17 protein-coding genes are annotated in these 24,706 nt (G+C 62.0%); 10 read left to right on the forward strand and 7 right to left on the reverse strand.

The genetic code is table 11. The annotated features are described in order from the left end of the window. Positions 1–208 precede the first annotated feature (208 nt). On the reverse strand, positions 209–1,474 hold the full coding sequence (locus AB7008_RS34150) for a class I SAM-dependent methyltransferase (protein WP_028160220.1): 1,266 nt from the start codon (positions 1,472–1,474) through the stop codon (positions 209–211). A 263-nt stretch (positions 1,475–1,737) separates the two neighbouring features. Between AB7008_RS34150 and AB7008_RS34155 the strand changes: the two genes are divergently transcribed. From AB7008_RS34155 to AB7008_RS34165, 3 genes are all read left to right on the forward strand, one after another. Continuing rightward, positions 1,738–2,796, forward strand: a complete 1,059-nt coding sequence (locus AB7008_RS34155) for a glycosyltransferase family 2 protein (RefSeq protein WP_441260218.1) — start codon at positions 1,738–1,740, stop codon at positions 2,794–2,796. Beyond that, entirely contained in the window at positions 2,796–3,503 is a 708-nt protein-coding gene (locus AB7008_RS34160; RefSeq protein ID WP_441260219.1) for a class I SAM-dependent methyltransferase, read from the forward strand. The genes AB7008_RS34155 and AB7008_RS34160 overlap by 1 nt, the downstream gene beginning before the upstream one ends. A 111-nt stretch (positions 3,504–3,614) precedes the next feature. Beyond that, complete coding sequence (locus tag AB7008_RS34165; RefSeq protein WP_441260220.1) at positions 3,615–6,446, forward strand: hypothetical protein; 2,832 nt, start codon at positions 3,615–3,617, stop codon at positions 6,444–6,446. A gap of 118 nt (positions 6,447–6,564) precedes the next feature. Here the strand turns inward: AB7008_RS34165 and AB7008_RS34170 are convergent, their stop codons facing one another. Next, complete coding sequence (locus AB7008_RS34170) at positions 6,565–8,442, reverse strand: hypothetical protein (RefSeq protein WP_441260221.1); 1,878 nt, start codon at positions 8,440–8,442, stop codon at positions 6,565–6,567. Between the two features lie 541 nt (positions 8,443–8,983). Between AB7008_RS34170 and AB7008_RS34175 the strand changes: the two genes are divergently transcribed. From AB7008_RS34175 to pseF, 7 genes are all read left to right on the forward strand, one after another. Further along, positions 8,984–10,006 (forward strand): fatty acid desaturase, encoded by a 1,023-nt coding sequence (locus AB7008_RS34175; protein WP_304490622.1) that lies wholly within the window; start codon positions 8,984–8,986, stop codon positions 10,004–10,006. After that, positions 10,003–10,935, forward strand: a complete 933-nt coding sequence (locus AB7008_RS34180) for a class I SAM-dependent methyltransferase (RefSeq protein ID WP_304490623.1) — start codon at positions 10,003–10,005, stop codon at positions 10,933–10,935. The genes AB7008_RS34175 and AB7008_RS34180 overlap by 4 nt, the downstream gene beginning before the upstream one ends. A 491-nt stretch (positions 10,936–11,426) precedes the next feature. After that, entirely contained in the window at positions 11,427–12,116 is a 690-nt protein-coding gene (locus AB7008_RS34185) for an acylneuraminate cytidylyltransferase family protein (RefSeq protein ID WP_304490624.1), read from the forward strand. After that, entirely contained in the window at positions 12,113–14,365 is a 2,253-nt protein-coding gene (locus AB7008_RS34190) for an N-acetylneuraminate synthase family protein (RefSeq protein ID WP_304490625.1), read from the forward strand. The genes AB7008_RS34185 and AB7008_RS34190 overlap by 4 nt, the downstream gene beginning before the upstream one ends. A 122-nt stretch (positions 14,366–14,487) precedes the next feature. Further along, the gene (gene pseB / locus AB7008_RS34195) at positions 14,488–15,489 is read left to right on the forward strand and encodes a UDP-N-acetylglucosamine 4,6-dehydratase (inverting) (RefSeq protein WP_304490626.1); all 1,002 of its coding nucleotides are present in this window, start codon (positions 14,488–14,490) and stop codon (positions 15,487–15,489) included. Further along, positions 15,486–16,667 carry a UDP-4-amino-4,6-dideoxy-N-acetyl-beta-L-altrosamine transaminase gene (pseC, locus tag AB7008_RS34200; RefSeq protein WP_441260222.1) on the forward strand — a complete coding sequence of 394 codons (1,182 nt, stop codon included), beginning with the start codon at positions 15,486–15,488 and terminating at the stop codon, positions 16,665–16,667. The genes pseB and pseC overlap by 4 nt, the downstream gene beginning before the upstream one ends. Beyond that, positions 16,664–17,353, forward strand: coding sequence for a pseudaminic acid cytidylyltransferase (pseF, locus tag AB7008_RS34205; RefSeq protein ID WP_304490628.1), 690 nt, complete (start codon positions 16,664–16,666; stop codon positions 17,351–17,353). The genes pseC and pseF overlap by 4 nt, the downstream gene beginning before the upstream one ends. Here pseF and AB7008_RS34210 read toward each other — a convergent pair. The 5 genes from AB7008_RS34210 to AB7008_RS34230 all read right to left on the reverse strand — a co-directional run bounded on the left by AB7008_RS34210 (position 17,350) and on the right by AB7008_RS34230 (position 24,310). After that, positions 17,350–18,462: an HAD-IIIA family hydrolase gene (locus AB7008_RS34210; protein WP_304490629.1), complete on the reverse strand. Its 1,113-nt coding sequence runs from the start codon at positions 18,460–18,462 to the stop codon at positions 17,350–17,352. The two genes, pseF and AB7008_RS34210, sit on opposite strands and share 4 nt — an antisense overlap. An 86-nt stretch (positions 18,463–18,548) precedes the next feature. After that, positions 18,549–20,810, reverse strand: coding sequence for a DUF6418 domain-containing protein (locus AB7008_RS34215; RefSeq protein ID WP_304490630.1), 2,262 nt, complete (start codon positions 20,808–20,810; stop codon positions 18,549–18,551). 49 nt (positions 20,811–20,859) lie between these two features. Continuing rightward, positions 20,860–21,726, reverse strand: coding sequence for a class I SAM-dependent methyltransferase (locus AB7008_RS34220; protein ID WP_304490631.1), 867 nt, complete (start codon positions 21,724–21,726; stop codon positions 20,860–20,862). A gap of 36 nt (positions 21,727–21,762) precedes the next feature. After that, entirely contained in the window at positions 21,763–22,617 is an 855-nt protein-coding gene (locus tag AB7008_RS34225; protein ID WP_304490632.1) for a hypothetical protein, read from the reverse strand. A gap of 184 nt (positions 22,618–22,801) precedes the next feature. Beyond that, entirely contained in the window at positions 22,802–24,310 is a 1,509-nt protein-coding gene (locus AB7008_RS34230) for an oligosaccharide flippase family protein (RefSeq protein ID WP_304490633.1), read from the reverse strand. Positions 24,311–24,706: the final 396 nt, after the last annotated feature.

Raw genomic sequence — 24,706 nt, forward strand, 5'->3', positions numbered from 1 at the left:
AGCCGGTAGAAGCTCCTGTTCGGTCAGCTGCGTGACAATCGTCGCCAATCTGATCGAGCGGCAAAGGCAAGGACGTCGTCGCAAGTCAGGTCCGCCGCTAGGAGACGACCAAACCTCGCGGACGGCAGAGTGCCCGAGCCGAAATCATCATTGCTGCGTCCTCCCGGAAGCAGCGGCGCATGCGGCGGCTTGACGGCCGCCGCATTGCTCAATCCGGCAATATCCGAACCTCGGGCAAGGGCATGACCAATTTCGACTTCAATCCCCTGGCGCGCAATTGCTCGGCAATGGGCTGACCATAGTGCCAAGCGAGCAGCACGACATAGTCCGGCTGCTCGCGGATCAACCGTTCGTTGTCGACGATGGGAATCTGCTTTCCGGGCAAATGCAGACCGAGCTTGAGCGAGGTCGGTTGCTCGCAGATGTACGGCATGAGCATGCGGTCGATGCCGACATAGTTCAGCAAGGTGCTGCAGCGGCCAGGGCACGAATTGCCGACGAAGCTCAGCCCCTTCTTGTTGGCTTCGAGGGCGAGCTCGAGGAGGTCGAGCTTGACCTTTTCGGCTCGCGCGCGGAAAGCCTCATAGCATTCGGGCCGCGAGAGACCGAAATCATCCTCGGCCTTCAACAGTTCCGCGACCGCGGGCTTGACCGGACGTCCCCGGCCCTTCGCCACATAGACGCGGATATTGCCGCCATAGCGGCTGACGCGCTGCGCGTCGACACAGGTGAAGTCGTAGAATTCGAACAGCTTGACGATCGACTTCAGCGAATAGGTGCGAAGGTGCTCATGGTAGATCGTGTCGAACTGCCCGCCCTCGATGACGTCGAGCAGATAGTGGTTTTCGAGAATGAAGACGCCGTCGGGCGCCAGCAAGCGCTCGAGGCCGCGGATAAAGCCGCCGAGCTGCGCCACATGCGCAAAGACGTTGGTGGCAGTCGCGACCTTCGCGTGACCGTGCGTCTCGACCACCTTGCGGGCAGTTTCCTCGTTGAAGAACGCCTGCAACGTGTCGATGCCTTGCTCCTGCGCGATGCGACCGATGTTGGTCGGCTCGATGCCCAGCACCCGCATGCCGCGCCGCTTGAAGCCGGAGAGCAGCGTTCCGTCGTTGGACCCGATGTCGACAACGAGTTGATCCGGCTTCAGCCCGAGGTCCGCGACCGCATCCTGTACGAACGCATCCTGGTAGATCGCAAGCTCCTTGGTGATACCGGAGCGATAGGGGTATTCCGGATGAAAGACAACCTCAGGAGGAACGACATAATCGATCTGGGACAGGGAGCAATCACGGCACCAGACCTGGCGCAACGGATAGCTCGTCTCGGGCCCATCGAGTTGCGCCTTTGAAGGCAGCGAATCGCAGAGCGGTTGATGGCCGAGGTCGATAACAAGCTCAAGCCGCTCAGAGCCGCAAACCTGGCAGCGTGTCAGCTTCCCGGTCGGAATGTCGTGATGTGATGCGTTGGGCATTCGGAACCTTAATTGCAACAACGAGATACTGCAAATTTCTGGGAGACGACCTTCCCGAGTGGGGGTGCGACATCAGGCGTGCCGGGCGACCCTTACTGGAAAGCTCCCCATTAATCAAGCATATGCCCTTCGGAACGCTACGTAATTTGCCGCCGGCGGGTGGGGATGGCTTTGCGCGATGCGCCACATCTGTTACTAGCAACTTTTCGCCGGCATCAACTCTCGGCCGAATACCGATAGCCACGGACAGGACAACGAACGAAATGCGCGGGACGTCTTCTGACACTGAACGCAAGCTCATTTCCATTTTGATTCCTGTCTTCAACGAGGAAGACAACATCCGCAGGGCCTATGGTGCCGTGCGCGATGTTTTCGAGCAGATGAACGATCGCTATGCGTTCGAAATAATCTTCACGGACAACCACAGCACCGACAATTCGAGTGCGATTATCTCCGAGCTGGCGGCCAAAGACCCTCGCGTGCGCGCGGTACGATTTGCCAGAAACTTCGGATTCCAGAGGTCCGTGCTCACAGCCTATCGTCTGGCCTCCGGAGACGCCGCAATCCAGATCGACTGCGACCTCCAGGATCCACCGACGGTATTCCCCAGATTTCTTGAGCTGTGGGAGCTGGGCCACGACGTGGTCGTCGGCATCAGACGGTTTCGGCAGGAGAGCAAGCCGCTGCAATGGGCGCGGCAATTCTACTACCGGCTGCTGAAAAGGTTGTCCGACGACAATCTGATGCTCGACAGCGGTGACTTCAGGCTGATCGACCGTACCGTTCTGGATCAACTGCATCTGATCAATGACGTCGCGCCCTACACGCGCGGCCTGACCTCACTGCTGGCCACCAAGCAGGTCGGCGTGCCCTACGACCGGCAAGCGCGGCAGGCGGGCGTCAGCAAGTTTCCTATTGCCAAGCTGATCGCGCTCGCTGTCGACGGGATGATCACACACTCGATCTTCCCGCTCCGCCTCGCGGCGTTCGTCGGATTGGGCATCTCGATGCTGACGTGCCTTGGCAGCTTCTTCTACATCTTCGCGCGGCTGTTCTTCGGGGTCGACTGGCCAGCAGGCTTCGCGACCACAACCGTGCTGCTGCTGTTCGGCATCAGCCTCAATGCCATCTTCCTCGGGATCATCGGCGAGTATGTGGGGCGCATCTACAACCAGGTGCGGTCGCGGCCGACGACCGTGATCGAGTACAGTGTCAACGTGCCCAGCGCGTCACTAGACCGTCTGGCGCTAGGGGCGGCAGCGCCAGGGGACACCCGGGCGCCAGCCGAAATCCTCCACCGAACCGGAACGGGGCAAGCTTGATGACGGAATTCGACCAATATCGCGACGGCTATAGCGCGCAAATCGACGATGCGATCGCCTTCAGCGGCCAGCCCCAGGATTTCTTCACACGCGCCAAGGCCCGTTACCTGCTGGACACGTTCTCCAAGGTCCGGTCGCAGAACGGTACTTCGTCAAAACCTCTCGATGTTCTGGATATCGGCTGCGGACACGGCCTCATTCATCCCCATCTGATGCCTGCGCAACCCGGTATCAAGCTGACCGGAATCGACGTCGCTGGCACGGTCATCGAGGAAGCCAGGGCCGACAATCCGGACGTCCATTACGATGTCTATGAAGGCACGCGGCTTCCCTACGATGCTCGCACCTTCGACATCGCCTTTGCCATTGCCGTCATGCATCATGTGCCTCCCGACGATTGGAAGTCCTTTCTCGTAGAAGCGGCTCGCGTGGTCCGACCGGGAGGTCTCGTCATCATCATCGAGCACAATCCGCTCAATCCGCTGACGAAGAAGATCGTCAGGAGCTGTCCGTTCGACCAGAACGCCGTGCTGCTCCGTTCGAACCGGCTCGCCAAGCTTTTCCGCGCCGCCGGCATGGTCGATATCGAGCGGCAGTTCATCATATTCACTCCGTTCGACACGCCCTTCTTTCACAAGCTGGACGCGAGCCTCGGCTGGCTGCCGCTCGGGGCGCAGTACTGCATGGCCGCTCATGTGCCCTCGTAGGGCCCGTCGCCCGACACCGTGCGGCCGCGCCCCTCTCCGATCATCATTGCGGCAAGGCGCACCGTGCATCGCCTCCTCGCCTCATCCGCCTGAGGCTTTGGGAAAGGTTGCATGAAGGCAGACGTTCAAGAGTCCTACCGCAAGGCCGCGCGGCATCGGTCGAGCGGTTGGCTCGACGACGCCGCTCCGCTGCTGTCGAGCGCAGCCCTGACGTTGCTTGGCATTCTCGTTGCGATCGTGCTCGCCGATCGGCTGGAGATCGAACCGCGACAGCGGACGATGCTGGTCTTTTTCGCCGGCATTTTGGTACTGCCGGTATCTACCGTGACGCTGCAATATTGGCTTGATCGCCGCTGGCCCAGGGCGGGTCGCCTGTTCGAGGCCCTGAACGTGTGGTGTGCGGTCGCCGCACTGGTGAGCCTTGCCGTCGTAGCAGTTGCAGCCTGGGCCGCAAACAACGGTGTGGACTTTTGGTACAAAGCCGGATTGCAGGCGGCCAAGATCGCGGTGTCCGCATATGCCGCGCTGGCCGTGCTGCTGATCGCCATCTGCGGGAGCGACAAGGTGCTCGATCGGGCGAGCTCGATCGTCGTGCGAGCGAGCCCGAGGGCGATCCAATCGGTCGCGTTGGTGTTCGTTTTCGCGGCTGCGACGATCGTCCTGTTCAAGATCCAGCCGGGATACGGGCACTTCAACCCCATCTTCGGCTTTTTGTTTCGCACCGTGCCCGGAGGATTTCCGGATCGATCGAGCCTGCTGCTCGGGGCATCGACTGCAGCCTTCCTCGTGGCAGTCGGCGCATGCCTTCTGATGCTCGAACGACGGCTTGCCGCGGCCCATCCCGCCCAACTCAGGGCGGCCCAGCGGGCCGCCCTGGTCTGCGCGCTCGTCGCCAGCGCCGTCCTGAATTTCGACTTCTCGCTCGCCGGCGATCCGTTTCACTACATGACCGTGATGGGTCCTGCCCTGCATCTCCTGCACGGCGGAACGCTGATGGTCGACACCTTCTCCCAGTACGGACCAGGCCCCGTCCTCGTCACCTACCTTGCGTTTCAGCTCGGGCCACCGTCCTTTGCCGTCGCCAACATCGCCATCCAGCTTTGCAACCTGCTGTTCTACGCTCTTTTCATCACGGCACTTTGGCAATCCACGAGGACCCGGATGAGCGCGGCCTGGTTCGGGCTGGTGTTCATCCTGTTTTGGCTGTCTGCGTGGGGCGGCGGCCAGGGCAACGTGAACACCGCGCCTTCGGTGCTCGGGGGGCGCTATCTCCCCATCCTGTTCATGGCCGTTGGAATCGGCGCGCGAGGCGCCAGGCATTCCGCCCTCATCTTCCTGGCCGCCTTTCTGTCGGGCCTGTGGAGCATCGAGGCCTTCGTCGGCGCGTTTGCCCTTTATTCCGGCTCGCTCGCCTTGCGCAATCTCCGTGACCGGACCTACGCCAGGCTAGCGAAGGACCTCGCCATCGCGGCCGCGGCCATGATGTCGGGACCTGCCGCGCTGTCGGTCGGGACACTGCTCGCGGCGGGCAGTTGGCCGGCCTTCGACGTCTATCTCGGCTTCCTGTCAAGCTACAATCCAATTGGGCAGTTCTGGTCCGTACCGTTCGACGCGACATTCTGGGGCTGGATTCCAATCTTGGGCGGGGTCGCGATCGCTGTAGCCGGCTGTTGGCTGCTGGTGCTCGACAACAAGCGCAGCGCGTTGCACGCCACGAGCGACACCTGGCTGCGCCACGCATTACCTGCAGCGATCCTGACGGCCATTACGGGCTCCTATTTCGCCGCCAGGTCGGTCGACTTCACCGTCGCCATCGCTCTCTTGCCGTTCGCGTTGTTGTTCATCCCCGCCGCGCTCTGGTTGGCAGGCCGTGCACTGGACGGAGATCGCGCGGCGGGCATATTGACCGCGTTGACGACCGTCGCCGTGCTCTGGGCCTCGATCTTCTCCTGCCTCTACATGTTTCGTATCGACTCACCCTACTCGCTGCTCCCCGGTGAGTGCCGCTATCACGATCGCTGTTCGCCCGCCGCCCTGTACACGGCTTTGCGCGAGAAAGTGGATCGCGAGCTTGCTCTACGTTCGACCGACAATCCCTGGTCCCTGGATGACTACGACCGTGCGATCGTTGCGGATGCAAAGCGTCTTATCGAGCGGTACGCCGCGACCTCGCCGAAAGTTACCGTCCTGCTTGGCGAAGGCGCAAACACCTGGCAGATGCTCAGCGACATTGCGCTCATGTATGTGAGCAAGTGGCACACCTCGCCGCGATCCTTCACTTTTTCGGATGAGCTCGTGCCGGCGATCTATGCACGCATCCTGGCGACTGACGTGACGTTCGCGACCGGAGATCTGGTTGTCAGGCGTCGCGACGAGGCGAGCCTCGGCTCGCTCGAAAAGGCCATTCTCGAGCGGCTCCGAGCCCGCGGCTCTCTCTGCGAACTTCGCGGATCGACGCCCGAAGTGATCGCTTACCGGTTCGAGAAGACGGGAGATCCGCAATCGCCGGAAGCGTGCCATGAGCACCAGATTGACGGTGAAGCCGCTGAGCGATCCACCGCGCCACTGCAGGACATTGGGTCATTCATCGACGCCCTTCGAACCGCGGTGCACGCCCTCCCGGACGGGCCGCTGGATTATCCGACCCTGGAACGCGCGGGCGTGGCCGTTCCTCCGAACCTGATCGCCGGGCGGCGGCTGGTCTCCTTCTCCGGACCCATGTCCCTGCAAAAACGCCAATCGCTGCTGACCATCGATCTCTATTGGTTTCCCAAGACCACATGCCAACAGCTCTTGCCGGCCATCAGCCAGCTCGCAGGCGTCGCGCGAATGGCGATCACCGCGACTTCGGCTGACGAGCAAGACGCTCCGATTTCGCAAGACCGGGCAAAGCTGTTATGCGCCGCCGAAAGGCGATTTTTGCGGATCATCGCCGCTCTCTGAGATCGCCTGCGTTCCAGGCGAGACAGTGGGGCCTCCCTCACGTGGCCTTTGCCGAACCCGAAATCATGCCGAAGCAGACGCTCGTTACCACTACAGCGCACCGGGCGTTGTTGCGCGCTCACGACCGCGGAACGGCACAGCTTAGCTTGCGACCAACTTGCGGGGTCGAAAGGACCCAAATTTCGTCCAGCCTCCATCGTGCCGCCCGAGCGCAAAGCCGATCATCGCTTGCAACGTCCGAGACCGCGTCTTCCGCGTTGTGCGCCCCCAGATAATACCTGTCCTTTGGACATCCGAATTCGGCGGGGTTGATCCCCTTGAGCATGGGCACGCCGAGGACTGCAGGAACAAACAACGGGTCGCCGCGACAGTCGATATAGGTCGTCCAGAATGGCCGATTGTCCGGCGCCACGAACACGGCGGTCTGATGCGTTTGCCCTCCGCTCAAGGAGCGCAACGTCTCGATCGACTGCCCTCCCGGCGTGTGCTTCACATCATCGCCGATCTCTCCGCGAAGGCTGCCGCCAGGCGCAAGCAGCGCTGCGGTTGCCTGCAAGGTCGACAACGGGGCCGCCTCGCCCCTGCCGGCGAGTGTGTGGGCCCGGGCGCGCAGTTCCTGGAACTGTCTCACCAACTCGATGGGACTGCGTCTCTTCTCGTTCGTAGCGAGCGCCACGACAGCGATGACGATCAGGATCACCGCGGGACGAAATGCCCGAGGATTTCGCCTTTCGAGCATCGAACCGCCGTAGGCTGTCAAAAAGGCGATACAGACGAAGGTCCCGACATTCGCGAAATAAAAGGCTGAGCCTCCGATGATATCGAGCAGAAGAGCCGGAGCAAGGCTCCCCATCGCAATGAGTGCCAATGCCTCCACGAGCCGCATCTCAGCCGAAGTGCCGCGGAGCCAAAGGCGCGCGGCGCCATACAACAGCAGCAGATTGGCTACGATGTTCGGCAGCGAAGCGCGCGGAAACTCTCGCACGAAAGCCAATGGTCTCAGTGCATGGACATATTCCCCGGCTTCGGGAGAACCGACCGCGCTCGCAAGCCAGAGCAGCGGCGCGATTGGGGCCGCAACCTTGATGAAGTTCAGGAGAGTAAGTCCCAGGCGTCGCCACAGCAAAAATCCCACGGCGCCCCAGAAGATCACGCCGACCGAAATCTTCGAGAACAAGACCAACGTTCCCGCGACCGCAAGGGCTGTCAGAGGAGGTCCGAGCGGTGACCTCTCGTCGGCGACCTCCGGGAGCAGCGGTAACGCAAGCAAGAGCAGAAAAAGGGCGACGAAATAGCTTTCGGAAACCAGATATGAGGTCATGCCCCAGAAATCGGCGATCACCAGAAGCAGGAGCGGAATCAGCGTGACGAGCGCGCTGTCGCTCAATCCTTCCGCCGAGCGCCGCAGCAGCAAGCCCGCCATGATCAAGCTGAACAACAGCAACGGAATGGCGATGATCTGCGCCGTAAGATAGTAGCTCTCGAGAGTGGTGACGCCGAGCCACAAGCCCACACATCCCATCCATATGTGGGACAGCACGTGATACTTCATCGGCATGAAGCCGTCCAAGCCGGTGCTCAAATGTCCGAAGTTGACGAGCATGTTGGCGATTGACGCATGATATAGCGTGTCGAGGTGCTGCAGGCCCGTAGCCGCCTGTTCCGGCGTGAGGACGGTGGCATAGCCTTTGGAGTTCACGAGGAAGAAGTAGCCGATTCCGGCACCGCAACCGCAGACGACTGCCAGCACCGACGTCCGCGGCGCCATGCGGCGCACCACTCCGGCGGCACGCCGCAGGCCCAGGAACACCATCCCAAGCAAGACCGGGTAGGCGATGATGTCGGCAAAGACCCGACCGAACCAGGCAAGGCACGGCAGAAAGACGATGGCGATGACCGAGAGGACCACGCCGGCATGGCTTGCACCCTGATGACGCCGGGAACTCAGTGCAAGCAGGCAGGAGACGGCCGCTGCCAACAGCAGAAACGCCTTCAAGAACGCGAGCCAGTGTGGGCTTCCCAGGGGCCAACGCACGATTGCGCATGCGATCGCCGATGTCGCCGACATTGCCCATGTGAAGATCGCTGCGAAGCAAATGGAGTTGGCTTCAACCGGAGCCCAGCTTACGCCGGAGGCTCGACCCAACACGTCCGGCGGGGGGGAATGCACGCAGACTACGTCCTTCTAAAATCCGGTATCGGAGGCGCTTGAGCAATTTGTCGATACGGGACTGTCGAAATAGCCAATTCCGGGCCCTGCGACCAGTGCGTTGACCGCAAAGCGGCGGAATTCATGAAGCTCGCGGCGGCACGAGCAGGCCCCGTCCGCACGCCCCTCGGGCCGCCGCCCGCGAAGCCGCGCTACGCGCCACCCGCGGCATGAGCGATCGGGCGTCGGCGCGGGAACAGCGACGGTTGCCGCGGCAATAACCGGTTGAGTTGCAGTTGCGGAAATTCTATAGATTTGCGCGGGCGTAGTGGGCGCGCGAACGGGCGAGGCAAGCCTTGCCCAAATGTCGCGCCAGGGAGAATATCCTTTGAAGAGCGAGGAAAACGAGGACCTGGTCGCGATCCGATCGGACATGGACTATTCGAGAAAATTCCAGACCCTGCGGCCGGTCCTCGTTGATCGAAGCGGTCAGCGCTATCTGGATTTTCTGAAGACGCTGAAGCCCTCGTACGTTCGAGTATGGGCCGACATCGCACTTGGATACGCCGCGTTGCTGGCGACGGCGCTCGCTACCGCTATTGCTCCTCGTTATGGATGTCCCCCGTGGATCGCAACGCTGGGCGGTGCCCTAGCGGTCGGATTCTGGGTCGCCTATCTGCAGTTGTTCATTCACGAAGGCGCCCACTTCAATCTGGCGCAAGGTAGAGAGAACAGCGATCTGCTGTGCGATCTTCTGATCGCTTGGATGGTTGGTACTTCCGTCCAGTCGTACAGGCCTTTTCACTTCCAGCACCACCGTGCACTCGGCCAAAAAGACGATAGCGAGATGAGCTACTTCTTCCCGCTGAATCTGCTTTTCATCTTCAAGAGCCTGTTCGGGCTGCGGTCGATCGAGGTGCTTTCCAAGCGACGAACGAGCGCCGGGAAGGCCCGAACGACCCGAGAAACGTTCTTGCTGCTGATCGGCCTTTCAATTCACGGCACGATTGTCGGCGCCAGCTTTTGGTTTGGTTTCTACACGCTCGGCTTTGCATGGACCCTCGGCATCGGCATGATTTTTCCGTTTCTCGGGGCGCTACGGCAACTGCTGGAACACCGTGACCCCAACGCCGACCCGCACATCGACTATTTCGAGCAAGACCACGGAGCCTACACCCGGGTCTTTGGCCCAAGCGTCTTTTCCTCGTTATTCGGCGCCGCCGGGTTCGATCGACATCTCTTGCACCACTGGGAGCCCCAGGTCTCCTATACAAATCTCCATCAGCTCGAGGCCTATCTGCTCGATACAGATATCGCCCCGATCATCGAGATGCGTCGGTCCAGCTATATCAAAACATTCCTTGGCCTTCTTCGGGCTGACGTCATCGTCACGAGAAACAAAACACAATGAGCTCCCCCCCGTGCTGCCCCCTGTGCACGCGAACCGATGTCAGCCACTTCGCGAATGCCAATGACGTTGAGTACTTTACAACACCGGATACGTTTTCGTTTTACCGCTGCACCGGCTGCGACATCGTCTTCATTCACCCGATGCTTTTCGACCGGTTGAATGAAATTTACCCGTCCAACTACTATTCTTTCCATGCTTCCGAAGCAGACTCCATCGCGCTGAAGATCAAGAACTTCCTCGACGACAGAGCCTTCAGATCCATCACCCGTCAAATCCCTGGAAATGCCTTGTCCGCTCTGGACGTGGGCGGCGGCAGCGGATGGCTTCTCGACGCTCTCAAGCGAGCTGACCCCCGCGTAACCCACACCACGGTCGTCGACATCGACGCCGGTGCGGAGGACGCCGCCAGAGCAAAGGGACACGAATTTCACCTCACGCCGGTGGAGGGCTTCAAGACTGATCGGCAGTTCGATCTGATCCTTATGCTCAATCTACTCGAGCACGTTCCCAATCCTGCAGCACTCCTGGAAAAGGCTCGCGGCCTGCTGAAACCCGGAGGACGGATTTGGATCAAAACGCCAAATTTCGATTCTCTCGATGCCCGGCTGTTTAGGAACCGCTCCTGGGGTGGATTTCACACGCCCCGTCATTTCGTGTTGTTCACAAGAGAAAGTCTCATTCGCCACTGTCAGGAGGCCGGCTTCGAAGTCCTGCAATGCAAGTATACTCAAGGCGCGCCGTTCTGGACTGTCAGCGCCATCAACGAATTGAAGTTGCTCGGGCTCGCCGACGTCTCCGCGAACAAGCCATCACTGAAAAATCCGCTAACGCCATTCTTCCATCTCGCGTTCGCAGCTTTCGACTTTGCGCGAATGCCGTTCTCGAAAACATCTCAGATGAATATTCATCTGACGCTACCGTCGAGATAGCGCCTGGTACGCGTATCCGGCCTCTCGCAAGCCCGGATCGCAACCTGCTGACCTGGCGTGCGCTCAGGTTACTGCACCGCCCGCGAAGCAGGTTGAGCTGGCTTCGGACGAAGCCCTGCTCGCATCGGAAACCAAGCACGATCCGTCCGACGGGCCCCTGGGGGAAAGCACTCAGGCTGCGTCCTTCAACAACGCGATAATCTAAGGGAAACGCTCAACATTCGGGCCACGCCACCGAGCCGTCGGAAGAGGCAATTCCGGGCTCTCGGACCGCCGTTTGCCTTGCACGATCCCGCCCCGTGCCGTATCTAGCGACTGCTGATCGAGGTCGACCAAGCAGCGCGTCGCGGGAGATAAGAACTGGAAATACCTCCGGTTTTTCGATTTTCGGACGGGCACGCACGACATTTTCGGAGGGGGCGTGCCAACCGTCGCCGAGACTGCACCGCTTGCCGCGGTGATCCCACCTGGCATGGATGAACGTAGATTCAATGAACGCGTTGTCTAGCAAGCCGAGCTTTGCCGCCCTGGTTCCGCTGCGCGGTGGCTCCAAATCGATCCCCGGCAAGAATGTCAAACCGTTCTGCGGCCGGCCGCTTTGCGCCTGGACGCTGAGCGCGCTGCTCGACTGCGACATGGTCTCGCGCGTCTTCGTGTCGACCGACAGCGAGGAGATCGCCGCTGTGGTCAGGTCGATCGATTCCCGGATCCTCGTGCATCCCCGCCCCCCCCATCTGGCGGCCGACAACTCCACGACCGAAGAGGCGATCTACGACCTGATCGACGCCCGCGACATCTCGGAGCCCTATCTCATCACCGCGCAGGCGACGAGCCCGCAAACGACCCGCCGCGATGTTGCGGACGCCATTTCTCGCTTCGTGTCGAGCCAAGCAGACTCGCTCGTCACCTGCGTCAGGACCCGACGGTTCTTCTGGAATGACGATGGCACGCCAATCAACTATGATCCGTCGAGCCGTCCGCTGCGCCAACAATGGAATGGCACGCTGATGGAGAACGGCGCGTTCTACATTTCGACCGTGGATCGGCTGCGCGGGCGGAGCGCGCGCCTTCACGGCAAGATCGTCGTCCACGAGATGGACGAAAGCACCAGCATCGAGCTCGACGAGCTCTCCGATTGGGAGATGCTTGAGACCGCGTTCCGCAGGAACATCGCAGGATGATCATCGACAGAGACCTCCAGAGCTATCTGGTGCACGAGGACGCCTCCATCCAGGAGGCGGCGAGCAAGGTCGCGGCGAACCGGCGCGAGATCGTGTTCTGCGTCGATGGCAGCGGCCGGCTGCTCGGCAGCCTCTCGAACGGCGACATCATCCGCTGGATCGGCGCGGGCGCCGCGTCGGGCGTGCAGGCCGCGGTCGGCGATCTCTGCAACCGGCGCGTCCGCAGCGCCGTCGCCGGCGATCGCGAGACCGCCAACAGGCTGCTGCGCGATGTGCTCTACGTGCCGCTGGTCGACGCGGAGCGCCACGTCGTCGGCGTCGCCCGTCAGCGCCATCCCGGCGAGGGCATCAGGATCGGCAGCCGGACCATCGCCGAAGAGAATCCGACCTTCCTGATCGCGGAGATCGGCAACAACCACAATGGCAGCCTCGAGGCCGCCCTGGCCCTGATCACGGCGGCGGCGGAGGCCGGCGCCGACGCCGCCAAATTCCAGATGCGCGACATGGCCGGCCTCTACGGCAAACGGGCGAAGGGACAGAGTGAGGATCTCGGCACCGAATACGTGCTCGACCTGCTCGACCGCTTCCAGCTCAGCGACGAGGACCTCTATCGCTGCTTCGACTACTCGGCCTCGCTCGGAATGGAGCCGCTCTGCACCGCCTTCGACGTCAACAGTGCGGACAAATGCCGCGCATACGGATTGAAGGCGATCAAGACAGCGTCCGCCGACCTCACCAATCACGAGCTGCTCCAGCACATCGTCGACCAGCGGATCCCGATCATCTGCTCGACCGGCATGTCGACCGAGGACGAGATTCGCGAGACGGTGAAGCTGCTTCAGACGTCGGGTGCGGAGTACGTCATGCTCCACTGCAACTCGACCTATCCGGCGCCGTTCCGCGATATCAACCTGAAATACATGCTGCGCCTCCAGGAGCTCTGCGAGAGCGTGGTCGGATATTCCGGGCACGAGCGCGACGTCTTCGTGTCGGTCGCGGCGGTGGCGATGGGCGGGCGCCTGATCGAGAAGCATTTCACGCTGGCGCGCGACCAGGAAGGCAACGACCACAAGGTCAGCCTGCTGCCGCATGAATTCAAGCGCATGGTCGAAGGTGTGCGCCAGGTCGAGGACTCCCTCGGCAGCGCCCTGCCCCGCATCCTCAGCCAGGGCGAGAAGGCCAACCGCATCAGCCTCGGCAAGTCGATCTTCGCCATCGACGCCATCGCGGCCGGCGCCACGATCACGCGGGAGATGATCGAGATCCGCAGCCCGGGCCAGGGGCTTTCGCCGAACCGCATCGACGAGGTGATCGGACGGAAGGCCCCGCGCGCGATCCCCGCGCAGACGCCGCTCTATCCATCCGATATCTCGGATCTCGGTGAGCTCGCCGCCGGTGGACAAATCAATTTCAGGCGCCCCTGGGGCGTTCCGGTGCGCCATCGCGACGCCGACAAGCTGATCGCGGCGGTCAATCCGGATTTCGTCGAGTTTCACCTGAGCTATCGCGACCTCGGCATCAACGATTCCGACTTCCTTGCCGACAGCTATCCGTGCGGCTTGATCGTGCACGCGCCGGAGCTGTTCGAGGGCGACCACGTGCTCGACCTGACGATCCCGGACGACGACTATCGCACGCGTTCGATCGCGGAGATGAAGCGCGTCATCGCCAAGACCAAGGCGCTGGCGCAGCGTTTTCGCAACGACGGCCCGGTCGGCATCATCTGCAACGTCGGCGGCTTCTCGTCCACGCGCTTCCTCACCGCCGAGGAACGAGCGGTTCGCGAAGCCCATTTGCGCGCCAGCGTCCGCGAGCTCGCCGATCCCGCGGTCGAGCTCTGGCCGCAGACCATGCCGCCCTATCCCTGGCATTTCGGCGGCCAGCGCTATCATAATCTGTTCGTCTCCAGCGGCGACATCGCGCGCAGCTGCCGCGAGCTCGGGGTACGCATCTGCTTCGACACCTCGCATTCCCAGCTCGCATGCACCGAGAATCGCTGGTCGTTCGACGAGTTCATGGAGGAGATCGGCTCGTTCGTCGCCCATGTTCACATGGCCGACGCCCGCGGCGTCGACGGCGAGGGCCTCCAGATCGGCGAAGGCGAGATCGATTTCGGCAACGTGTTCCGGGTGCTGAACAGGCAGGCGCCACAAGCCTCGTTCATCCCGGAGATCTGGCAGGGACACGAGAACGACGGCGAAGGTTTTCGCGTCGCGCTCCAGCGGCTGTCGAACTTCGAGGACCGATGAAACCGATGTCGCGCCCACCCCTCTCGCCGGCAGTCGGCAGATTTGACCATGGACTGCCCGGGGTGCCTATGGTAACAGCCGTCATTCCCCCGACATCACACCGCAGGCCGCTGTAAACGCCCATGTTTGACGAAAGATCTGTACTGATCACCGGAGGCACGGGCTCGTTCGGAAAGAAGTTCGTCGCCGGCCTGCTCAAGAACTTCAAGCCGCGTCGCGTCGTGGTCTATTCGCGCGACGAGCTGAAGCAATATGAGATGCAGCAGGACTTCGACCAGCCGATGATGCGCTACTTCATCGGCGACGTGCGCGACGGCGAGCGCCTGCGCACCGCCATGAAGGGGATCGACTTCGTGATCCATGCCGCGGCGCTGAAGCAGGTTCCGGCTGCCGAATACAACCCCATGGAATGCATCAAGACCAACGTCCATGGCGCGGAGAACGTGATCCAGGCGGCGCTCGAGGCCGACGTCGAGAAGGTCATCGCGCTCTCCACCGACAAGGCGGCCCAGCCGATCAACCTCTACGGCGCGACCAAGCTCGCCTCCGACAAGCTGTTCATCGCCGCCAACAACATGGCCGGCGGCCATCGCACCGCATTCGGCGTGGTTCGCTACGGCAACGTGGTCGGCTCGCGCGGCTCGATCGTTCCCCTGTTCAACAAGCTCATCGCCGAGGGCACCGATCATCTGCCGATCACGGACCCGCGGATGACGCGGTTCTGGATCTCCCTGCAACAGGGCGTCGACTTCGTGATCAAGAGCTTCGAGCGCATGTCGGGCGGCGAGATCTTCGTCCCGATGATCCCATCTGTGCGCATTCCCGAGCTCGCGGCCGCGATGGCGCCGAACCTGCCGACCCGCGTGATCGGCATCCGGCCGGGCGAGAAGTTGCACGAGGTCATGTGCCCGACCGATGACTCGCACCTGACGCTGAAGTTCCACGACCACTTTGTGATCAAGCCGACGATCAAGTTCTTCCGCCGCGACGTCGACTATCTCACCAACCAGATCGGCGAGCACGGCGAGCCCGTGTCCGATGGCTTCGAGTATAATTCCGGCAGGAACGAGCACTTCCTCGACGTCGCCGAGATCAGAGAGTTCAACAAGATAGCGGTCCAATGATCCCGTACGGGCGCCAGGATATCTCTGCCGAGGACATCGACGCGGTCAGGGATGTCCTGACATCGGACTGGCTGACGCAGGGACAGGCCGGCCCTCGCTTCGAGCAGGGGCTGGCGAAATATTGCGGCGCGGCCCACGGCATCGCCGTTTCGAACGCAACCGCCGCGCTTCACATTGCCTGTCTCGCGCTCGATCTCGGCCCCGGCGACATTCTGTGGACGGTGCCGAACACCTTCGTGGCGTCCGCCAATTGTGCGCTCTATTGCGGCGCGACCGTCGATTTCGTCGACATCGATCCGCGCACCTACAACATGAGCGTTGCTGCATTGGCCGAGAAGCTCGCCCAGGCGGAGACCACGGGCCGCCTCCCGAAGGTGGTGGTGCCCGTGCATTTTGCCGGGCAGTCCTGCGAGATGGTGGAGATCCGCGCGCTCGCGGACCGGTACGGCTTCCACATCATCGAGGACGCCTCGCACGCGGTCGGCGGCGAGTACCACGGACGCAAGGTCGGCGATGGCGCCCTCAGCGACGTCACCGTGTTCAGCTTCCATCCGGTCAAGATCATCACGACCGGTGAAGGCGGGATGCTGATGACCAACGCGCCGAAGCTCGCCGAACGGCTCTCCTATCTGCGCAGCCACGGCATCATTCGCCCGATGCAGTCGCCCCCGACGGCCGACGAGCGGCGCTCCAACGAGGACCAGCACGGTCCCTGGATGTATGAGCAGATCGAGCTCGGGCTCAACTACCGCATGACCGACATCCAGGCCGCACTCGGCAGCAGCCAGCTCGTCCGGCTCGATGCTTTCGTGGAGCGCCGGCGCGAGCTCGCGGCGCGCTATGATCGCCTGTTGGCGAAGCTGCCGGTGACCTGCCCGTGGCAGCATCCGGACACGAACTCGGCCTGGCATCTCTACGTGATCCGGCTGCGGCGCAACGAGATCAAGCTCAGCCGCCGCCAGGTGTTCGAGGCGCTGCGTGCCGCCGGCATCGGCGTCAATGTGCATTACATTCCCGTGCACACGCAGCCCTATTATCGGCGCCTGGGCTTCAAGGTCGGCATGTTCCCGGAGGCCGAGAGCTATTACCAGGACGCCATCACGCTGCCGCTGTTCTCGAAAATGACGGATGCCGAGCAGGACACCGTCGTCGCGGCGCTTACGAAGATCCTCGCGTGAAGATCGCCGTCATCCCGGCCCGCGGCGGCAGCAAGCGCATCCCGCGCAAGAACATCCGGCCGTTCTGCGGCAAGCCCATCATCGCCTATTCGATCGAGGCAGCGCGGGCGAGCGGCCTGTTCGACGAGATCATCGTCTCCACTGATGACGCTGAGATCGCCGAGGTGGCGCGCCAGTTCGGCGCGACAGCACCCTTCGTTCGTCCGAAGGAGATCTCTGACGACCACACCGGGACGGCCGCAGTCGTCAAGCACGCCGCCACCTGGTTCATCGAACGCGGTGACGACATCACCCATGTCTGCTGCATCTACGCGACCGCCCCGCTGATCGAGGCCCGCTTCCTGCGCGAGGCCCATGACGCCCTCACGAACTCCGACGCCGCCTTCGCGTTCTCGGTGACAAGCTACGCCTTCCCGATCCAGCGCGCCTTGCGCATGACCCCGGCCGGCCGCGTCGATCCGTTTCATCCGGAGCATCGCCTCACCCGGTCGCAGGACCTCGCGCCGGCCTATCACGATGCAGGCCAATTCTACTGGGGTACAGCCGCGGCCTTCCTCGAAGACGTGCCGATCTTCTCGGAGCGCTCCGTCGGGGTCGTGCTGCCGCGGCACCTCGTGCAGGACATCGACACCGTCGAAGATTGGGAGCAGGCGGAATACATGTTCCGCGCGGTCAATCGGGGCTAGCTCCGGGCCGCGAGCAGCGGACGGAGGAATGAGGCGAGGTCGCCTCCCTGGAACAGATGTCCGGGTATTCCCGCGGCGACGGCGGCCTCGATGTCGCGGGCATTGTCGCCGACGAGCAGACTGCCCTCAGTGCGGACCGGCCACGCCTTCATGCAATCCAATATCATGCCGGGGGCTGGCTTGCGCCGGTCGCTCGTGCGCCGGTACGCCTCGACCGTCCCCTCCTCGTGGTAGGGACAGTACTGGAAGTCGTCGATATGGGCGCCGATTGCAGCGAGCTCGCTATTCATCCAGTCGTGCAGACGGTGGATGTCGTCGACGCCGTAATGACCGCGTGCAACGCCCGACTGATTGGTCACCACAAAAGCGTAATAGCCGAGATCGTTGCAGAGCCTGATGGCCTCGCGCGCACCGGGCATCCATTCGAAGTCGTCGATCCTGTAGAGATAGTTCTTGTCGACGTTCAAGACGCCGTCGCGGTCGAAGAACACCGCCGGACGCCGCAGTCTGTCGGGCAACTCGGTCCGGGCCCGATCGAGACCGGCCGGCCCGCTCACATCGACGAGGAAGCCGCCATAGCTCGCGGCCTCGAACTGCCCGTCCGCGATCAGACGCGGCACGACCCGGTTTTCGAACGAACACGGCGCCTCCCCGACATAGTCAAGTATCCTGCGGTCGACGCAATAGATGCCGCTATCGATCCCGCCGGACGTCAGCGCCACCCGGGCGATCGCCGGGGATCGCTGTGCACGGCTGGCGAGATCGAGCAGGTTGAAGTCGAATAGCAGGCAGCCGTTCAGAAGGAAGAAGCGCTCCTGCAATCGCTCCGCAACGCATTTCAATGCGCCAGCGCCGCTCGCGTCGGAGGATACGACCGATAGGGTCGCGCCGCGCCACGACCTGCCGTGATAGCGGTCCGCTACGCGCTGCTCACCGCGGCCCGCAAGCAGAAGAATCTGCTCGATCGTCGGATAGCGTGACAGCTCGTCGAGTAGATAGTCGAGAAACGGCCGGCCAGTGACATCCTGCAGCGGCGCCGGAATCGGCTGCGGCGCCTCGCCGGATCGCGCATCTGCATCGTCGAGCAGAACGACGGCCTGCTTCACCATGCTACCGGTCCCGCCGCGCGACCCTAGTGCGATCGTCCATCATGCTGCCTTGGTGACGGATTTGATCGGACCACCACCGCTCCTGTCTAGCGCGGGCGCGCCAGGTTCGGTCTACTCAACATCGTGTAGATCAGCAGCGCAAGCAACACAATTGCTCCGGCAAACAGGGCATCTCGAACCGGCCGTGGCGAAACCCTCCTGACCGCTACATCGTCGCTGAGCACCGCCGGATAGCTCTTGGATGGCCCAAGCCGCGTCGCAAGCGCGCGCCGGTCGTTGGTCGCACCGGCCAGCCTCTCTTCGTTGCGCGACTGCAAGTCGAGCAGCCATACCCGCCCCAGCGCCGCGGATGCGGGATCGTTAGCAGCGGGCGGGCTGATCGAATCCTTGGAAGTCAGCGACTCGCGTATCCTCATGAGGCTGGCGATATTGGTGTCGATGATCGCCATCTGAGAGTTGAGCTCCGCAAGAAGCGGCGCTCGGAGCTTCTCCTGGTCCGCGTTCAGCACCCGTACGGCCGCCTGTAACGCGCTGGTCGCGCTTTGCTCGCTGGCCCCGTGAACGGTAAGCGAAAGAAGATCGGACGTCTGCGGCCGCACGCTGAAACTATCCAGGATATGTTCCCGGTCCTTGTCTCCCGAAGACGCCTTCATGGCCTCTTCGACTCGTCGCTTGAAAGCGGCAGAATCCATATGGATCGCGGTCGACTGGGGCAGCATCACGTCAGCGCCGTCGACCCGGCCGAGCCGCATCGTTGCTTCCGCCGCATAGAAGGTGGGGCGAGCCCGATCCGCCAGGAAAACCACCAGAACAGCGGCCAGCGTCCCGACGACGATCAGGAGCAGCCGCGCACGAACCAATCGGCCGAAATGAGTAAACATTCCCCTGACATAGGCGACACTCGATGGGGAAGCCATCGTGTCATTCATCTTGGGGCTCCTTTCGAGTTCGAACGCGACATCAGTTGAGTTCAGCGACAATGCCAGCAGGCGCGCCCGCCACCTATCCTCCATAACGTAAACGAGAACCGCTGCAGCCAGCTTCACCATGAAGGTGACCTGAATGAAGGAATTCAACATTCCCGAGACGACACAGATTGTCGCCGCATACAATATCGGAGTGAGAAAAAAGCAAGTGGCATAACGCTCCTGGATTATGCAGCGCGTCAGCAAGAACATGAATTCGGTAAACAATACGGCCGAAGCGGCCACGAGAAGAAATCCGTGTACGGGTCCGCCGAGTTCGAACAGGACTTCAGGCCATCCTCCGGTGTAAGTCTGTCCCTGCGTAAGTAGCACATACGTACGGTCGAGCGGAAGAGATAGCTCCATCAAGAATTGCATGGTGGAGTTCGACGCCGGATTGAACGGGGCGACGAGCAATTTGAACATGGCGAGAGCACTGTTCCAGTCGCCATGGACGAAGACCCGCTCATAGGTAGCCCACCACATCTCGCCCTGCTGGACCAGGATGCGCTGGGTGAGCTTGAATTCCAGCTGATCGATCTCCGATCCTCGAACGACCGTGTACGAGTGAATCAGCGCCACGGCGACCAAGGCCACGAGCCCGGCCGCCGCCAGGGAGACGTAACGCAGGATCCTCGGAAAACTGCGATGGACCGCCTCCTCCCGAAGCAGGAAGGCGCCGACCGGAATGATGAAGAACGACGAATAGGCGAAGAACGACGAAAAGCGATGTCCGACCATGAACAGATAGATCAGCACGACGCCGAACAAGGCCGGAAACCGCAGATCGAACCGGTCGCCGCGTATCGCCGGCTGGATCATGAACAGGCCGAGCTGGAAAGCCAGCATCGGTCCCCACTCGATCAGCCGTTGGTGCAGGGGGCCGCCATATTGCCGCGTGTAGTCGAACCGCTCGATTCCGGCCAGAAGCGGGATCGGCCCGCGGACTCGCAACTCGATCCAGAGCGCGAGCACATAGGTCAGCACCGTCCAGAAAGCGAGATTGGACAAATTGAAGCGACCCGGCGGGATCGTCGCGGCAAGTCCCCCGCTCGTGCCGATCTTGAGCGCCCTTAGGCGCTGCGGACGGAACGATACCACGAGGGCCGCGATCAGCAGAGCCTGGGACACAACGAGCGGCAGCACGGCCAGGCCAGGACCGATATACCGCTCCAGTTGCTCGGAGAACACTGGCCCGAAGGTATCGATATAGAAGACAGAGGTCAGCCGCCAGACGGTCGAAAAAAATGCCAGGAACGCAATCATCGCCAGCCCTGGACGACCTATCGCGATCCGACCGATCAGCGTCAGGATGAACGCCGCCGCGACAACATTCAATGACAAGGGAAGCAATACTTCAAAGGTCCACCAGGGGATTGCCATACCTTGTCCTCAGCACGGTCTCTTCCGTGAGTCGACGCGCTCAGTATTACTAGACTACAGGCTCCCAGACGTAGAGCAGCCCATCATTGTGCAAACTCGGCGCGAAGCCCATCCGCTGCCTGCTGAGCACGCGGATCCGGCTCTGAGCCTCCAATTGATCGAGCAACGCGAACAGCCGCGTCTGATAATCCATGGAGCGAATGTAGATGCGGCTCGCAACATCGCGCGGGTCCGTAAGCTTCAGCATATCGACAGCAGGTTCGACATTGATCACCCGCGCCGGCCGCGCACTCAGAATGTGATCCACGACCGCTTCCAGCGCGTATGGGATCTGCTCGATGCAGAAGTAAGTGAGGATCGTCGCACCGGACAACTCCGGCAAGCGCGGATCGGCAGCATCGGTAAGGTCGATGCGGTCGAATGTGACGCGATCCTGGAGCCCATAGTGCCCCGCGATCTGCCGGCCGGCCTCGATGCCGTTCGGAGCAATGTCGAGGCCGCGCAAATGGCGCCATCGCGGATCGAGGCTCAGGGCGAATAGATTGTACCCGTAGCCGGCGCCGAGCTCGAGGACCGACGTCGCCTCGCCGGCATGATCCGACACCAGCTTGGCGAGCGCCCCGAGCCGGTAACGATAGTACTCGCGCGCCTTGATTCGAACGATCTGCCCGTCGACCTTGGCCAACCTCTCGCGGTCATCCTGTCCGATCAGGAAGCTTTCCAGCGCCTGCTCGTGCAGCCAGCCACGCTTGGACAGGATCCGCCCCCACTGTCCGGCATTGTATTCGGAATCGACGACATCACGGGTGCGGCGGACATTCTTGAACGCCATCCGGCCAACACTCCGCGCGATGTCCACGGCGTAGGCGCTAGCCAGTTCGAAAGGCCCCGCCGGCGTCGCTACAGGCGTAAGCATCCGCAATTCTCCTTCAGCAACCCGTGCACTGGCGCGTCAAAGGCCCATAACGAGCTTTTGCAGCTCAGTCGTACTCGGCGTCGCAAAGAAGGGGCGCTTGCTCTGCTTCGGGGCCATGCGGGGGAAGCAGAAGAAGGTTGCGGTGTAGAGCAGTCGGCCATGTCCGGGGCCCATCCGGCTTCCCATATGCAGGCACTTGGTCGTATCGACCATGAACGCGGCCAGTCGCGGCGCCTTCATCACCTTGATATCGCTGCGCGGCACCTTGCTGAAAACCTGCTCGTCGGGGAAATGACTGGACAGCAGCGGATAACCGAACTTGTCGGTCGCCTGCCGCGGCAGGAAAGTGAATGGACCGTCGCCGTCCTCCTCGACGTCCGTCAGATAGCTGAAGAACTTGATGACGCGCACGTCGTCATGATCGCGATGCCAGAGCTGCGACGAGGCGAGTTCCTCGCCGGTGTAGCGCGAATAGGACAGCAGAACGTAGTCGAGCCAGGGGATCTCCCCGAGCGCCGCCGAGATGACATTGATGACAGGGGCCTGCAGCGCGTACTGAACGAAGACGTTGTCGGCGCTGAGCTGGCCGTCCTGCATTTCCGCATCCAGGAGGCGCACCCAGAATTTCTTCCAATTCGAGCTCTGTCCCGATTCGGCCGCTTCGATGTTCTGCAGCCTGATCTGGCCGGCTTCCGCGATCTGCTCCTGGATTTTGGAATCGATCAAATCCGTGACGATCGCATAGCCATCCCGGTTCAGGTCATCGGCCTTGGAACGTTCGGCCGGGGTCACCGCCAGCAGCTGCGCCTGCCGGCGCCGCTCGCGCTTCTCGTTCAGATGCCAGGTGTTGACGCCCGCCTTCACGGCCCACCGCAGCGGAGACCGGTTCACGTGCCAAAGTGCTCTCGACATCAACCCCATGTTGCCCCACCGAATCGTGCCGGAAATATGCTTCTTGTCCCTTGTTCCCAAGGAATGCTCCAACGACTGCCATTAGCAAATCCCCCAATAGCGAGCAACCGGGGAGTGTCTGCCGGGAACTTCGCGACGCCAAGCCGCAAGCGGCGGCCCTCGCCTACCCTTGCGTAAACGCGCGGGCGAACTTGCCGAACATCGCGCGGTCGCTGCGGGACAGAATCAGCATGACGCTCAGAGCCCACGCTGCCACGCAACCCGCCGCACCTGCGACGATCAGCGCGGGCAAGGTCTGCGGCGTCACATAGGTCTTGTAGGCGAGCACCATCACCGCGAGGATCGCAGCGACCAGCGCTTGCCTCGCGACATGCTGCCAGAATAGCCCCCCCCGCAGACCCATGAACCTCAGCATGCGATGCGCGAGCACCGGCGTCAGCACGATGTAGGACACCACCCAGCCGAGGATGAAGGCGCGATCCTGGAACCAGTGGAGCGTGATCGCGGTAACGGCATATTGCACCAGCACCTGCGAATAGAGGAAGCGATTGCTGAAGCGCAAAAAGTCCTCTCTCACCATCAGCGCGGTCTGGCCTGCGCTGATCATGACGTTGGCGGCGGGGACGATCAGCGCGAGCGCCAGCCATGGCCATTGTCCGGCACTCTGCGGCCCGACCCACACCTTCAAGATCTCTTCCGAGTAAAGCGCCATCAGCACCACGATCGGAATCACGATCGCGGCCGGCAGCACGAAGCTGTTTCGCCCCAGCAGCTGCAAACGCCGCACGTCCGTTTTCTCGTCGATGTGCGCCGAGATCGGCAGGATCGCGGAGAACAGCGGGCTCAGCACCGTCTTCAGGAAACGCGGCAGCCGCATCAGGAGATCGTAGGCGCCGACCTGCGCGGGGCCGTAGAGCGCGCCGATCGCGAGCGGAATGATGGTCTGCTGCAACACGCCGCCGATACGGCCATTGAACATCAGCCAGCCGCGATACACGAGGTCGTAGCGCGTCTCCGGGCTCCACGAGCTGAAGCGGAGTTTGGTGCCGCGCGCGGCGATCGCGACGATGAGTGCGAGCACGAGATATTTGATGACCACGGTGGCGAGATACGCGTAGGCAATCCATTCGAAGGAAAGATTGTTCCAGACCGCGAGATAGATCGCCGCGACGTAGAGCAGGTTGCCTCCTACCTCGGTCATGCGCAGCCAGCCATATTCCTCGAACCCCTTCAGCGCGCCTTCCACCACCAGGCCGACGAAGGCGAGCGGCGTGATCAGCGCGGTGACCTTCAGGATCGAGACGAAAGCCAGCACTTCCTCCGGCGCGACCTTGAAGATCCCGGTCAGCGAGGGCGCCGCAAACCACAGCACGACGCTCGACACCAGACCGGTGACGGCAGCGACCATGGTCAGGAACGAGACTCTCTCGCTCGCCGAGGCCCAGTCGCCGAGCCGCCCGCGGGCGACCATCTGCGTCGTGGTCTCGGATACACCGAAATCGATCAGGGACAGAAAGCCGCTCGGCAGGAACGAGCGCGCCAGTGCAATGAGGCCAAGCCCGGCAAGTCCGTAGAACTTCGCGATCAGTCCAACCGAAAACAGTCCCAGCACACCTGCCAGACCGAAGGCAACGGCGGAGATCGCAGTGTTGTGCAGGAATCTGCGGAGCACGGATCAGTCCGCCTCGATAGGCAGCGGACTCGCGCGGCCGACGGCAAGAAAGCCTGATACGCCGGCAATGCGGTGGGCGACGGCGGAGATGACCGTGTTATGCGGGAAGTTCCAAGGCACGGATTAGTCCGCCTCGCCAGCAGGTTATACACATCGAATAGCTAGCATAGCCCAAAGCCAGTTACCCTTCCCCAATGGCTATCATTCTGTGATTTTTGTTGAATTTCGGTCCGGTGGCCGTCGCTCAGCTTATCGAGGTATTTTAATACCACAAAGACAATCGCTCAACCCGGCGGCTCTTTCAGCCAAAGCCAACATAGCCGAGGGCCGTACTCACGGCATGAGGCAACGACGTGCCGCGTCGATCCGATAGGCGGCTCCTTTCGGCTTACACCC

It is taken from the genome of Bradyrhizobium sp. 521_C7_N1_3, from assembly GCF_052075975.1.
Classification (GTDB): domain Bacteria; phylum Pseudomonadota; class Alphaproteobacteria; order Rhizobiales; family Xanthobacteraceae; genus Bradyrhizobium; species Bradyrhizobium japonicum.

What these genes read in the sequence shown, in the direction of transcription:
- AB7008_RS34215 (WP_304490630.1), bottom strand. Translation starts at nt 20,810, where the DNA reads ATGGCAATCCCCTGGTGGACCTTTGAAGTATTGCTTCCCTTGTCATTG.
- AB7008_RS34155 (WP_441260218.1), top strand. Translation starts at nt 1,738, where the DNA reads ATGCGCGGGACGTCTTCTGACACTGAACGCAAGCTCATTTCCATTTTG.
- AB7008_RS34160 (WP_441260219.1), top strand. Translation starts at nt 2,796, where the DNA reads ATGACGGAATTCGACCAATATCGCGACGGCTATAGCGCGCAAATCGAC.
- AB7008_RS34165 (WP_441260220.1), top strand. Translation starts at nt 3,615, where the DNA reads ATGAAGGCAGACGTTCAAGAGTCCTACCGCAAGGCCGCGCGGCATCGG.
- AB7008_RS34150 (WP_028160220.1), bottom strand. Translation starts at nt 1,474, where the DNA reads ATGCCCAACGCATCACATCACGACATTCCGACCGGGAAGCTGACACGC.
- AB7008_RS34190 (WP_304490625.1), top strand. Translation starts at nt 12,113, where the DNA reads ATGATCATCGACAGAGACCTCCAGAGCTATCTGGTGCACGAGGACGCC.
- pseC (WP_441260222.1), top strand. Translation starts at nt 15,486, where the DNA reads ATGATCCCGTACGGGCGCCAGGATATCTCTGCCGAGGACATCGACGCG.
- AB7008_RS34210 (WP_304490629.1), bottom strand. Translation starts at nt 18,462, where the DNA reads ATGGTGAAGCAGGCCGTCGTTCTGCTCGACGATGCAGATGCGCGATCC.
- pseB (WP_304490626.1), top strand. Translation starts at nt 14,488, where the DNA reads ATGTTTGACGAAAGATCTGTACTGATCACCGGAGGCACGGGCTCGTTC.
- AB7008_RS34220 (WP_304490631.1), bottom strand. Translation starts at nt 21,726, where the DNA reads ATGCTTACGCCTGTAGCGACGCCGGCGGGGCCTTTCGAACTGGCTAGC.
- AB7008_RS34185 (WP_304490624.1), top strand. Translation starts at nt 11,427, where the DNA reads ATGAACGCGTTGTCTAGCAAGCCGAGCTTTGCCGCCCTGGTTCCGCTG.
- AB7008_RS34180 (WP_304490623.1), top strand. Translation starts at nt 10,003, where the DNA reads ATGAGCTCCCCCCCGTGCTGCCCCCTGTGCACGCGAACCGATGTCAGC.